We start from the raw sequence: 12,375 nt of genomic DNA on the forward strand, positions 1-12,375 counted from the left end.
TTATTTGAATACGCTTGTGTTTTATAACGTAATCAAAACTAAAAAGGGTTTTTCTAGATAACCTAAACACATTATGGCTGAAGTAACTTGTCCAATTCTGGCTTGAGTAAAGCTTTCTCATCATCATCAAAATTTTGAAGATGTTCTTCAATAAAAGCCTGTTTAAAAGCCGGCGTCGCCATAATTAAATCTATATTTGCGATCAACTTTTCACCCGCAGCTGTTTTTGAACAAGCCATATAGCCAAAGTTTGGTCGCATCACACCTTTAATCGGAATAGCTTGAAAATCAAAGTTCAGCCCCTGTAAATCCTGAATTAAACTGGCCTCTTTTGAGTACTCAATAACACCAACTACCCGCTCTTTTGTGAGCATTTCTAAAAGTTTAAGCGTCGAGCCCATGCCACTGCGAAAATAAAATGACTCAGGGTGGGCCAATAATATTGGGTTAATCGCTTCACCATATGAGCGTGATGTCACTACACCTATTTGACCTTTTAAACTTGGGGGTAAATTGGCTAAATCGATTTGTTGTGGAAATTGTGCCGCATACTTTTTTAACACAATTAATCTTAGCGGTGGAAATATACTGATCGGTTTTTGGCTAAAATAAGCCACTTGCTCACGTTCGGTTGATTTAAACTTGTTATACATACATGCATTGCCAAGCTTATTTAAATCACTCCAAGAGCGAGTATAACTCGCCTGCTGTTGATCGAAATGAAATAGATTTTGGTTATGTTGCAATAAAATAGCAAACATTCCCATCGGTTGCTCTTGGGCTAAATCGTTTTGATTACTATCAATTTCAGCTAATAAAATTCCCTGCAACGGGCTAGCTTGGATTGATTGTAGTAAGGAGGGAAATATCGGGATCAATAACACCAGCTTTAGGCTTAAGCATAGACGCTTAATCATTTTAGCCGTCAATAGAGACTCTTTTTTAAAGATTGAATAGCTCACATAATACTCCTGCAAAACAGTCGTTAACGTCTATCCATTTTTAAATTAATAATCCTTTACAGCGGTGTTTTTGCTTTAACTTTAATTATTCAGGTTGCCCAAAGATACTGATTAACTCAGAAGTTAACAGTGATTTGTCATCTATAGATGCAAAATCATTATGAATAGAGATTAGCTCATTTTGGAAAGGTTTTCTACTCATCGCCTGATCAATAGCATCAATCAATTTTTTTCCATAATCTGTTTTAGAACAGACAATATAACCTGGTGAGGGTTTATCTATTCCTTTTATAGCAATGCTTTTAAAATCGAAGTTAATCTTATTCTCAGTAATATGAGTATTAACAGAATCAGCATACTCGATAAATCCATCAATTCTATTAAGCGCTAACATGTCCACTAGTTTACCAACTGAATTAGCCCCATCACGAAAAAATAATAACTCTTTTTGAGCCGAAATCTGTATGTCGAGCATTTTGCCATAAGAGCGACTTTTAGCCACCGCATAACGCATATATTGCTGCGGCTCAATAGTCGATAAATCAAAGCCTGCTGAATATTTATCGGCATCAGCTGCCCGTACAATTAGTCTTAATGGTGGGTATAGGGTAATAGGATATTGGCTATAATAAGCAATTTTTTGCCGTTTTTCGGTTTTGACTTTGTTATACATACAGGCATTGTCAATTTTAGTTATCTCTAACCAACCGCGGGGCATACTCATTTGTTGAAAAGAAAAGGCAATATTTTGTGAGCTGTTTTGTTTCAATAGGGCCAACACAGCCATAGGTTTCATTTGCGTCACATCAATAGCGTTTTCAGAAAACTCACCTAACATTACAGCTTTCAGTTCAGCGTCAGCGTCATCAGCAAATGAGTTTGATAAAAGCAGTCCAAATACGACTCCACCAGCAAACAAACTTGATGCCGTTTTTATGAATGAAGATTTAATTGATGAGTGTTTGATAGTCAAGGTTCAGCTCTAAATTAGTGATTATAGTCAGTCAATCTAAAGTTAAACTACTGATAAATTTAACTAGTTTTTAAAATCATTTTATGATGATTATATTTCGGCATACACCATTCCATTATTGCCAAACGGAATCCTTGATCTACAAATAACAATATACCACCTTTTTGGTATCATTTTACTAACAAAGCTGGATAACTCATACTTTTTTGATCTTTATCATTTTTATGAGCAAGCGGTTCAAACCTCACTCTATAGAGTTTTCTATTTTACAAACTAAGTGTTAGCCGCACGAAACACTAAACAGCAGCGAAATTAAAGTCATCATGCTATTATCTGTCCCCTTTTTTATCGCCTTAATATTGATGCTGCAATCACTTCGCCACTAATTGGGTAATGATGAGCTAAATATACCAATAAATAGTACATTAAGGAGTAAACATGCAAGCCCTTGTTGCTGTAGTTATGGGTTCTAAAAGTGATTGGCCAACGATGGAAGCTGCGGCTGAAATTATGGATAAACTCCAGGTGCCTTATCATGTTGAAGTGGTTTCAGCTCACCGTACTCCAGACAAGCTGATGGACTTTGCCAGTACAGCTGTCGACAAAGGTTACAAAGTCATTATTGGCGGCGCAGGTGGTGCAGCTCATTTACCTGGCATGATTGCTTCAAAAACACGTTTACCTGTTCTGGGTGTCCCTGTGCAAAGTAAAGCGTTATCAGGCATGGACAGTTTATTATCTATCGTACAAATGCCAAAAGGTATTGCCGTAGGTACTTTGGCAATTGGTACAGCGGGCGCATTTAATGCAGGCTTATTAGCCAGCCAAATCCTTGCAATAACCGACAGTGAGCTTGCTGCTCGACTTGAGGCGTTTCGTGAAGAACAAACTCGCATGATTTTAGACAATCCTGATCCGAGAGAAGCGTAATGAGCCAACAACATACTGTTTGGGTGTTAGGTAATGGTCAATTGGGTGCAATGCTCAGCCATGCAGGGCAACCTTTAGCGATAGATGTTCGCCCGGTTGACATCATGGCGCCAACAGGCGAGACCTTACCGATTGATGCATCACACGTCATTACTGCTGAACGTGAACAATGGCCTGAATCAAGCACTAGCTTGCAACTCAGTACTCATGCGCATTTCGTTAATGGTCCTGTGTTTGGGCGCTTAGCCGATCGTTTTACTCAAAAAAGTTTGTTAGATGAGCTCAGCGTAGCCACATCACCTTGGCGGTTAGTTGACGATAAAGTGCAGGCCGACGACTTACACCAAGCCTATGGCGACCGTGTGTTATTGAAACGTCGCACCGGCGGTTATGACGGTAAAGGTCAACATTGGTTAAAGCAAGCTGAAGCGACCAGCATTCCGAATGACTGGCGCAATGAAGCCATTGCCGAGCAAGCGATTAATTTTGACGAAGAAGTGTCTTTAGTCGGCGTGCGAACTCAAGATGGTCGCTGTTTATTTTATCCTTTGACATTAAACTTACATCAAGACGGTATTTTAATGGCGTCAATTGCGCCATTAGCTCGTCTTAGCCATTTGCAAGATGAAGCTGAAAGCATGCTTTCAACTATCATGAATGGCCTTGAGTATGTCGGTGTTATGGCCATGGAATGTTTCCGTATCGGCGAACATTTACTGGTAAATGAACTGGCTCCACGGGTTCATAACTCAGGTCATTGGACCCAAACGGGTTGTCATATCAATCAATTTGAATTGCATTTACGTGCTCTATGTAACTTGCCCATTCATACCCCACAAGTAAACTTCCAGTGTGTAATGGTGAACTTAATTGGCATTGAAAAAGACGACCGCTGGTTAAGCCTGCCTAACGCTGAACTTTTTTGGTATAACAAAGAAGTTCGCTCAGGCCGCAAAGTGGGTCATTTGAATCTATCAATACATAATACTGCAGCGTTAAATGAAACCATAAACCAATTAAAATTATGGATGCCAACGCAATATCAAGCACCACTTGATTGGATATTGGCTGAGTTTGCTTAAGGTTTATTAAACGTCAGTGAAATACAAGAAGGAGCCTAGGCTCCTTTTTTTATGTTTGATCGTTTTTGGTCTGGCGTCGCTGCAATTTAATTACACGACATCTAAGTTATATTTCAGTCTATTTCTATTTTTAATCTGATAAAGATATGGATCACATTAATGATACGTTGTAACATAACTCAAAATTACTTCGAGATCATTAACCGTGCTTCAACAACAAAAACTGCCTGTGACGGTACTTTCTGGTTTTCTGGGTGCAGGTAAAACCACCCTGCTTAGCCATATTCTGAATAATCGTGACGGTAAAAAAGTCGCCGTTATCGTCAATGATATGAGTGAAATTAATATTGATGCAGCCACAGTCAATAATGATATATCGCTTAATAGAAGCGATGAAAAGCTGATCGAAATGAGCAATGGCTGTATCTGTTGTACATTACGTGAAGATCTTCTGATCGAGATAAGTCAATTAGCTAAAGAAGGTCGATTTGATTACCTAGTCATTGAATCAACGGGTATATCAGAGCCATTGCCTATTGCTGAGACCTTTACTTTTGCAGATGAAAATGGCGTATCGCTGTCAGATATTGCTACGTTAGACACTATGGTGACCGTTGTGGATGCGGTGAATTTTTTACGCGACTATGAGGAAGCGCAAGATATACAAGAAACAGGGCAATCACTTGGGGATGAAGATGAAAGAAGCGTTGCAGATTTACTTATCGATCAAGTGGAATTTGCTAATGTTATTTTGATCAGTAAAACAGATTTAGTTGAATCACCCGAACTAGAAAAACTTACTGCGATTCTCAAAGCCTTAAACACCACAGCTAAGATTATTCCCATGTCAGAGGGGAAAATTGATACTAGCCTGGTTCTTAACACCGGCTTATTTAACTTTGAACAAGCCCAATTAGCCCCAGGCTGGCTTAAAGAGATGCGTGGAGAACACATTCCTGAAACAGAAGAGTACGGCATAAGTAGTTGCAACTTTCAGGCGCGTCGTCCATTTCATCCCGATAGATTTTATCAGTTTATTCACAATACTGAACCGTTTGGAAAACTACTCAGATCCAAAGGCTACTTTTGGTTAGCGTCACAACCAGAATTTGTCGGTCAATGGAATCAAGCTGGTGGCATGGCACGATATGCTATTTCAGGAATGTTTTGGAAAGCAGTACCAAAAGAAGATTGGCCCACTGATGAGGAGTCTCTCATGGAAATACAAAAACAATGGCTTGAACCTTTTGGTGACATGCGTCAGGAACTAGTCTTTATTGGTCAAAAATTAGATAAAACTGCCATGATACAAGCATTAAATGACTGCCTGCTAACTGATGATGAATTGCTAAAAGGCCAAGACTATTGGGTGACACTCAATGATCCCTTCCCTCTGTGGGGAGATGATCAATGAGCCAATTAGAAGCTGTACACCAAGAAAAAATCCATAGCACCCTCTCTCGGCGCTCAGTAAAAGGAGATGACTTAGCTATTTTTACAGATATTTACCAACCAGATACGAATATGGTGATTTGGCAACGTAGCATGTCTGAAGCCTTATCTTTAGCCGTCAGAACATTTGTTAATACCAGTACCACAAAGCAAACAATATTGGCCGTAACGCCACAAGATACCCAACAAAAACTCTACGATATATTTGGTCAAACCGATGCGGTTACTATGATTAGTCATGACATTTCTCAGCTAGTTGATATGTTTTGTTGTTTATTTGATCAAAAGCGTGTCGGATTAAGGCTAACCATTTTAGACCATGCCATGTGCCCTCGATTTCATGTCGATCGTATCCCTTGCAGATTAGTCACCACGTACCAAGGCATAGCGACTCAGTGGCTTGAGCATAAAGATGTAGTAAGAAGCAAACTAGGTGCGGGTAACCAAGGTCATACTGATGAAAACTCAGGACTATTTGATCATCAAAACAAAATTCAACACTTAAATACCGGTGATGTGGCATTACTAAAAGGTGAGCTTTGGGATGAACATCAAGGGGCAGGATTAGTTCATCGCTCCCCACCATTAGCGGTCGGTGAATCTCGTTTACTGTTAACTATCGACTTCATTAATTAAGGTCTGCGGGTCTTTTAAAGCCAACTTCACAGCAATTTGCTGCAAGGCATTCGCTTAGAAGACTCGCCATCGTTTGCAAGAACATAGCAAGGGAATCATCGCCAAATGAAACACAGCAGTATTAGCATGATTAAGCGTTATTGGCGCAACACCACCATACTGATAATAGTGACTTGCTCACCCGCCAGTTACGCTTATCTTGATGCCCATGTCCATGGATTAGCACAAGTCACGATAGCGATAGAAGACCAGACGATTGAAATTGAAATAAGCGCTCCAGCGGCGGATTTAGTTGGTTTTGAACATGTGGTAAAAACGGAGAGTGACATAAAATCCGTTGCAGATTTAGCAACAAAACTGGCTAAAGATGCCGATTTATTTGTGCTTAAAGCCGGAAATTGTAAACTTGTAAATAGCACTGTCAATACCTCAAGCATGACAAACCAGAACCAAAACCAAAACCAGAACAGTGGCGTGACAGATAAGGTAAATAAGCCATCACATAATGACGGCCATAGTGAGGTTATTGCTCACTATCATTATCACTGTAAAAAAATAGAAAATTTATCTACCATTACTGTTACAGTATTTGAAAAATTCCCTAGTGTTGAAAAAATACAGGCTATGTGGGTTACCAGCACTCAACAAGGTGCTATCACCCTAAACATTAAAAACAACATTATTAGTTTGAGATAAAAATGCTACATAACCTAGACGTCATTATAAAACATGCTGAACAAAACTGTAAACGTCATGGTGCGCGATTAACTATCAAAAGAAAACAAGTATTGGCTTCATTAGTTCAATCTGAAAAAGCGCTGTCGGCTTATGACTTAATCGAATTATACCTGACCAATTTTGGTGAGAAAATTCCAGCCATGTCCGTATATCGCATACTGGATTTCTTAGAGAATGAGAACCTAGTCCATAAGCTCAATTTGGCCAACAAATATGTCGCGTGCTCGCACATTACCTGTAGCCATGATCATGGTGTACCGCAGTTTTTGATTTGTAGTTCATGTAATCAGGTAAAAGAAATCACCATAAATAAATCAACTATAGCCGAACTTAAAAGTAATGTTGAGCAGGCTGGTTTTCACTTAGTTAGCCCTCAATTAGAAATGAACTGTATATGTCATACCTGCTTATCGACAGCGGCTTAGCCCGATAGTGAGATAACCTTCTTAATGAGTAAAGCAAAGTGTTTTACTCATATCTGCTGTATTTACAAACAGTTCACAGGATATAACAATGAAAGTCGTTCAAAAAATAACAGACCAGTTTTCAATTGGTTTGTCGCTATTATGCGCTGTACATTGTTTATTCTTACCACTATTACTGGTATTACTGCCAGGATTAGGGGCACTGCAACTCGACAATGAAGCCTTTCATTTATGGATACTCATCACCGTTATTCCCATTAGCCTAATTGCATTGTCTTTAGGGTGTAAAAAACATAACAGTTTCAGATTGTTGATACTAGGCAGCACAGGGCTTATGTTACTTTTATTTGCTGCGATTTGGGGACATGAGTTAGTGGGAGATTCTGGCGAAAAAGTACTGACATTAATTGGTTCTAGCCTGGTGGCTATTGCGCATTTTGTGAATTTAACCCGCTGTAAACGTAATCAATCACAGTGTAATAATGCCTAATGCCACTACAAGAGCTGGATGCACAAAGCGGTCAGAGTGATAAGGGCGAAGCGCCAACCTTGGCTGCAAGGCTGAAAACCCTAGCCCGCAGCATGAACGTCAATAAACACAAGGCCATGGCCAGTGAGTATCTTGCCGAGCAACAGGTCGAACAAGCAGCCGAGAAACAGATCGAGTGGTCCAACGATAACGAGCTCGCAGCCTAAGCCAGAGATAACAAAGCCCGCGAATACGGGCTTTGTTATCTCTTTAACTGACAGACTAAATATTTTAACTATGGATCTCATTAATTTTTCTTATCTAACAAATATCAATCTAATCGGTATAAAATACAACAGAACGATGCCTATTAAGTAGTCTAATAACACACCATGCGACGGTACATCGAAAAATAAAAGCCATGTCGATATGCTGCCTAAGACCAAAGTAATAAACCTTATTAAAGCAATAAAATTAACATCAGAAACTCTCTTAATTCTGACACCTATTGTAAGGATAAGATCCAGTATAAACAGGCCTGGAACGAGCAAAATTAACATATTGTTAGTCAGCATTGTGCCTCATCCCATATTGAATAACTAATCCATCATTAATTGCTAACGATGACCCAGTAACTGTCTGATAATTTCTTATGAAATCCCCCCTAAAATAAACGTTACTTCGCCCCAATGCATTGTTTATATTACTTGAGTGATGAATTGTTGACGTTCTTGAAGCTTTTGCACTAAATTGCCCTAATTTCCTCCCCAATGCAGACCAACCAGCACTCGCTATATCAACCCCATAATACGTATAATCACCATATTGTTTTCCTAAAAGCCCACGCCATCCTTTCTGAGCATAATTGCTGCCACTCAACCCAGTACCTTGAACTGTGTTAGCGAGACCGTGAGCAAAAAGTATAGCGCCGGGAACAAAAGTGACCGGATTACTCATCAACCCTAATCCAAATGTAGTTTGTCCTACACCACCAATTATTTGAAGGGCATTCATACCATAATTTTGAATGTACTCTAACCCTGAACGTATACCAGTAACATTAGTTTGCTTTTTTTGTAAATTTGAAAATTAGTGTGAAAATTAGTGGGGTCAGGGTAAACATTTTAAGGGAGTTAATAAACGCATGCTATTGAATGGCTTTTTCTTCCCTAAATGGCGTGCTCGATGATTATGTTCGAGGTTACCCTACTTTTCCCTTAAGTTTGATACTTTAATCTACTTTATCGCTTTAATTCAATGTTTTACTTTGTTTTTATTGGTTTGGTTACTGAAGCCCACAACTTCAATCTAACCAATTGCCTGCCGCAGGCCTATGTGCAGATGATCCAGCGAGACGCCGGCTCTTGGTTTTAAAATCAGCATCCATGTGGGCTTAACCAAACCAATAACATCCATGTTAAACAGCCAGTTTGGCATCCATGCCTCTCGCTCAGAAATTTTTCACTTAGTGAAACTTCGCCCTGTTTTGGTTACTCGCTGGCTCATCTGCACCCGAAATTTTCACATCTTCGATTCAACTTCATTTGTAACAATTCCATAAGAAAAGCTGGGATGTCCATTTTGAATTGAGGTCATCGAGACTCTTTATTCCGAGAACCCGTGAGCTTGGCATGGATGCCACGCTAGCTTTCGTTGGGCCATGGACGGCCCATCGGAAGCGTTAGGATATTTTTTATATTAGGTGACAATGGCCGACGCTGGATACAGATGAAGTTTAAAGCTGGATCGATCCCCATCGAAATTATGCGCTTTTCAGCATTTTTCGTCTGGGGCGCTGAGGGTTTCCAAAGGGGCGCAAGCGTTTTGCCCCTTTGGTCTGGTGTGGGCGAAGCGCCACGACATTGACTTTTTTTCAAAATGGCAAACAAATTGAACTTTTATCAACACAGTATTTAAGCGTCTGCTATTCGCTTTATGGCCTATCAATAAAAAAGATAGGCCATAAAATTATCAATAGATTACACGCAGACTCGCCCAAGTACTTGTTCTAGTTTATCTGAGGTTTTACTTTGAATTTGCGCACTTTCGACAACCACTTTTAACCCTTGGGACACTTCTTGGCTAAGGCGCGATATTTCATTGGCGCGCTGATTAATACTTTCAGTAGAGGACTGCTGGCCCTGAATACTGTAAGTCATATTACTGGCTACATTATCTAGCAAGCCATAAGCCTGTTCGATATCTTTAAATGCGCGGGTAACACGTTGACACTGTTCGACACTTCCATGGCTAATACGCTGACTTTCACTGATGCCATTCACGGCATTTTTAGCTTTGGTTTGTAACTGCTCAACAATGATTTGTATTTCTACTGTTGACTCTTGAGTACGGTGTGCAAGTGCTCTTACTTCATCGGCAACTACCGCAAAGCCTCGCCCTTGCTCACCAGCACGGGCGGCTTCAATGGCAGCATTTAATGCCAGTAAGTTAGTTTGCTCGGCAATACTTTTGATCACCTCAAGTACATTACCAATCTTTAAACTGTCTTGATTCAATAAACTGACATCATTGACCATACTCTCAATTCCGCTAGCTAAAGCGGTCATTGCCGTTTGATTTTCAATGGCATCTTTATTACCGATTTGCAGTAATTGGTGTACTTCTGCTGACGTTGACTTTAACTCGTTTGCATTAGAGGATAATTCAGTAGCGGTATGGGTAATTTCTTGCAGTGATAAGGTTATTTGTTCGTTTTCATGTACGCTTTTATCAACCGAACCTTCCGCTTGGTGCATTTGTTCGGTTAATACTTTAGCACCTTGTTTGAACGCTTTGGCATCAACTCGAATAACATCTAATATGACTTTCAAGCCTTCAACAAACTGGCTTAAGTCATTGGTGATCAATGCAAGTTCGTCAGCTTCATTATCTTTAAGCGGCCCTGCTGGCGCTTTTTCTGTATTAACCACCAGCTGTAAATATTGATGTAATTTAGCCAAACGTGCTTGTAAGTAATACTCCATTGACCATAATCCGATAGCCAGCTGACACACCAGCAATCCAATCAGTAAGCTTAATATCGTAGTCTTAGTTATTTCAGCGTCCAAAAAGCTAATAATGATTAAAAAAGGCACTATTGTTAATAAAATAGGCGCTAATAACTTACGGTGTATCGATTTTTGGAATGTCGTATTCATATTATTTTCCGATTATCTTGTTATTATTCTGCAATCTGGAGGGGCTGTGTTATCAATAATATTGGTGTTATTCATCATAAGGTAAATGCATTGTTAACAAGCTAGTTACATTGTATCGGCAAACAAGGGTGAAGTTAAACTAATAAACCTCAGCTCGGGATAATAAATCCATATCAAACAGATCTTTGCCCCGCTAAATGCGTTGAATTCATTTGCAATAGCTCGCTATTGACGCATAAATTCGGCTTGTTAACAGCGCAAAGCTCAAGATTTAGGGTAAATCGTTGATTTTTTTGCTATTTAAATACCGTTTTTTCATCTCTTACCCCGAGCTGAGGTTAATAAAATGTCATAAAAAAATACCACCTAATTGGTGATATTTTTTTGATTGTTTTAACAACAAAAATCGGGTCAAGTTAGCCAAAGAAAAGTCGCCACAACCATGATGAATCAAGATCATCCTTACATGTTTGATATTGCTGAGCATAGCGCCTGGCGCGGTCATCAACTTTTTGAGCAACGGGTGTTAACCATTTTTTGGCTTTATATGAGCCACGTTTATAACCGCCCCAGCCTTCGTGATAATTGAGATACTGATTTTTCGCATCCCATTTAGACACGCCATTAATCTTATTGGTTTTATAAATAAACCAGCCCATGAAATCCATCGCATCATCAAAGTCGCTGCGGCTAGACCATGAATTACCGGTTTCTCGCACATAATCATCCCAGGTCATGGTTTTAGCCTGCGCATAACCGAAGGCATCGCTGGCACGCCCGGTAGGAATAAAGCCCAAAAAGTACTCCATGGGTGGAGCGGCGTTATGCTTGAATGAACTTTCTTGGTACATCATGGCTAAAGGAACATGCACAGGCACGCCCCACTTTTCACGGGTATCTACCGCAGCTTCATACCATGAACGATGTTGTTTAAAAATGGAGCAAAGGTTTTCAGGTTCAGCAGGAGGAGAGGTCGCACAACCGGATAATACAATTACACTGCACAAACTGACCATGTATAAAAACGGTTTCATAGCACCTCAATTAGCTCACTTGATAAAAATTAAGTGTCACATCTATGGCCTGCTAATGCAATTTATGGTTTTGGATTTAGCTCACACTCAAAGAATTCTTGCTTAAATACCACGGGTTGCCAGAAGTCTTTATTACTACCAACGTAAATTTTGTCGGTATTCATTTGAGCGGCTATATGGTAACGCTGATCCGTTTCAACATTCACAGTTAAAGTTTTTGGACCTCGCGCTGATAATGACACTTTTAGCTCAGGTGAGTTAATTAATTCCACTACCGTAAATTGATGCTCACCCGTTTGCAGCAAGTAATTAGGGCGAGAAATAACAGGCACCCCATCTAAGTGGGTCACAATAGTGCGATAAAGGTACTGGGTTGCATCTGGTTTTATATAAGCAGACACAGTGCCACATTCAAGGCCATTGTCAGACGATGCACAACCAGACAGCAACATAATCGTTGCTGTTAGGCTGAAGAACACCCCTGATTGTGGGTTCAATCGTTTTACTGCACCCATC

The 12,375-nt window shown here is 39.9% G+C and carries 14 protein-coding genes; 8 read left to right on the forward strand and 6 right to left on the reverse strand.

All coding sequences use genetic code 11. From position 1 onward, the window contains the following. Positions 1-71 precede the first annotated feature (71 nt). Together FJ709_RS13880 and FJ709_RS13885 are read right to left on the reverse strand one after the other, a co-directional pair. Entirely contained in the window at positions 72-962 is an 891-nt protein-coding gene (locus tag FJ709_RS13880; protein WP_226410622.1) for a hypothetical protein, read from the reverse strand. Between the two features lie 85 nt (positions 963-1,047). Then, the gene (locus tag FJ709_RS13885) at positions 1,048-1,935 is read right to left on the reverse strand and encodes a hypothetical protein (RefSeq protein ID WP_226410623.1); all 888 of its coding nucleotides are present in this window, start codon (positions 1,933-1,935) and stop codon (positions 1,048-1,050) included. A 438-nt stretch (positions 1,936-2,373) separates the two neighbouring features. On the opposite strand from FJ709_RS13885, the gene purE reads away from it, so the two are divergent. The 8 genes from purE (at position 2,374) to FJ709_RS13925 (ending at position 7,894) form a co-directional block, all read left to right on the forward strand. Next, complete coding sequence (purE, locus tag FJ709_RS13890; RefSeq protein WP_226410624.1) at positions 2,374-2,865, forward strand: 5-(carboxyamino)imidazole ribonucleotide mutase; 492 nt, start codon at positions 2,374-2,376, stop codon at positions 2,863-2,865. Further along, a complete protein-coding gene (purK, locus tag FJ709_RS13895) occupies positions 2,865-3,947 on the forward strand; it encodes a 5-(carboxyamino)imidazole ribonucleotide synthase (protein WP_226410625.1) in 1,083 nt (360 codons plus the stop codon). The genes purE and purK overlap by 1 nt, the downstream gene beginning before the upstream one ends. 205 nt (positions 3,948-4,152) lie before the next feature. Beyond that, positions 4,153-5,361 (forward strand): zinc metallochaperone GTPase ZigA, encoded by a 1,209-nt coding sequence (gene zigA / locus FJ709_RS13900; protein ID WP_226410626.1) that lies wholly within the window; start codon positions 4,153-4,155, stop codon positions 5,359-5,361. After that, positions 5,358-6,035, forward strand: coding sequence for a DUF1826 domain-containing protein (locus FJ709_RS13905; RefSeq protein WP_226410627.1), 678 nt, complete (start codon positions 5,358-5,360; stop codon positions 6,033-6,035). Before zigA ends, FJ709_RS13905 begins: the two co-directional genes overlap by 4 nt. Before the next feature lie 105 nt (positions 6,036-6,140). Beyond that, positions 6,141-6,731 carry a DUF2796 domain-containing protein gene (locus FJ709_RS13910; protein ID WP_226410628.1) on the forward strand — a complete coding sequence of 197 codons (591 nt, stop codon included), beginning with the start codon at positions 6,141-6,143 and terminating at the stop codon, positions 6,729-6,731. 2 nt (positions 6,732-6,733) lie between these two features. After that, complete coding sequence (locus FJ709_RS13915) at positions 6,734-7,198, forward strand: Fur family transcriptional regulator (protein ID WP_226410629.1); 465 nt, start codon at positions 6,734-6,736, stop codon at positions 7,196-7,198. A gap of 88 nt (positions 7,199-7,286) precedes the next feature. Beyond that, positions 7,287-7,688 carry a MerC domain-containing protein gene (locus tag FJ709_RS13920; protein WP_226410630.1) on the forward strand — a complete coding sequence of 134 codons (402 nt, stop codon included), beginning with the start codon at positions 7,287-7,289 and terminating at the stop codon, positions 7,686-7,688. Then, entirely contained in the window at positions 7,688-7,894 is a 207-nt protein-coding gene (locus tag FJ709_RS13925; RefSeq protein ID WP_226410631.1) for a hypothetical protein, read from the forward strand. The genes FJ709_RS13920 and FJ709_RS13925 overlap by 1 nt, the downstream gene beginning before the upstream one ends. 337 nt (positions 7,895-8,231) lie before the next feature. Here the strand turns inward: FJ709_RS13925 and FJ709_RS13930 are convergent, their stop codons facing one another. The 4 genes from FJ709_RS13930 to FJ709_RS13945 all read right to left on the reverse strand — a co-directional run bounded on the left by FJ709_RS13930 (position 8,232) and on the right by FJ709_RS13945 (position 12,374). After that, positions 8,232-8,681, reverse strand: coding sequence for a hypothetical protein (locus tag FJ709_RS13930; RefSeq protein WP_226410632.1), 450 nt, complete (start codon positions 8,679-8,681; stop codon positions 8,232-8,234). Positions 8,682-9,646: 965 nt separating this feature from the next. Continuing rightward, positions 9,647-10,825, reverse strand: a complete 1,179-nt coding sequence (locus tag FJ709_RS13935) for a methyl-accepting chemotaxis protein (RefSeq protein ID WP_226410633.1) — start codon at positions 10,823-10,825, stop codon at positions 9,647-9,649. Between the two features lie 416 nt (positions 10,826-11,241). Continuing rightward, positions 11,242-11,859, reverse strand: a complete 618-nt coding sequence (locus tag FJ709_RS13940; RefSeq protein WP_226410634.1) for a transglycosylase SLT domain-containing protein — start codon at positions 11,857-11,859, stop codon at positions 11,242-11,244. Positions 11,860-11,921: 62 nt separating this feature from the next. Next, positions 11,922-12,374, reverse strand: coding sequence for a hypothetical protein (locus FJ709_RS13945; protein ID WP_226410635.1), 453 nt, complete (start codon positions 12,372-12,374; stop codon positions 11,922-11,924). Position 12,375 lies beyond the last annotated feature (1 nt).

The organism is Shewanella glacialimarina (genome assembly GCF_020511155.1).
Classification (GTDB): Bacteria; Pseudomonadota; Gammaproteobacteria; order Enterobacterales; family Shewanellaceae; genus Shewanella; species Shewanella glacialimarina.

What these genes read in the sequence shown, in the direction of transcription:
- FJ709_RS13915 (WP_226410629.1), top strand. Translation starts at nt 6,734, where the DNA reads ATGCTACATAACCTAGACGTCATTATAAAACATGCTGAACAAAACTGT.
- FJ709_RS13910 (WP_226410628.1), top strand. Translation starts at nt 6,141, where the DNA reads ATGAAACACAGCAGTATTAGCATGATTAAGCGTTATTGGCGCAACACC.
- FJ709_RS13905 (WP_226410627.1), top strand. Translation starts at nt 5,358, where the DNA reads ATGAGCCAATTAGAAGCTGTACACCAAGAAAAAATCCATAGCACCCTC.
- FJ709_RS13930 (WP_226410632.1), bottom strand. Translation starts at nt 8,681, where the DNA reads ATGAATGCCCTTCAAATAATTGGTGGTGTAGGACAAACTACATTTGGA.
- FJ709_RS13945 (WP_226410635.1), bottom strand. Translation starts at nt 12,374, where the DNA reads ATGGGTGCAGTAAAACGATTGAACCCACAATCAGGGGTGTTCTTCAGC.
- FJ709_RS13925 (WP_226410631.1), top strand. Translation starts at nt 7,688, where the DNA reads ATGCCACTACAAGAGCTGGATGCACAAAGCGGTCAGAGTGATAAGGGC.
- purK (WP_226410625.1), top strand. Translation starts at nt 2,865, where the DNA reads ATGAGCCAACAACATACTGTTTGGGTGTTAGGTAATGGTCAATTGGGT.
- FJ709_RS13940 (WP_226410634.1), bottom strand. Translation starts at nt 11,859, where the DNA reads ATGAAACCGTTTTTATACATGGTCAGTTTGTGCAGTGTAATTGTATTA.
- FJ709_RS13920 (WP_226410630.1), top strand. Translation starts at nt 7,287, where the DNA reads ATGAAAGTCGTTCAAAAAATAACAGACCAGTTTTCAATTGGTTTGTCG.
- purE (WP_226410624.1), top strand. Translation starts at nt 2,374, where the DNA reads ATGCAAGCCCTTGTTGCTGTAGTTATGGGTTCTAAAAGTGATTGGCCA.
- FJ709_RS13935 (WP_226410633.1), bottom strand. Translation starts at nt 10,825, where the DNA reads ATGAATACGACATTCCAAAAATCGATACACCGTAAGTTATTAGCGCCT.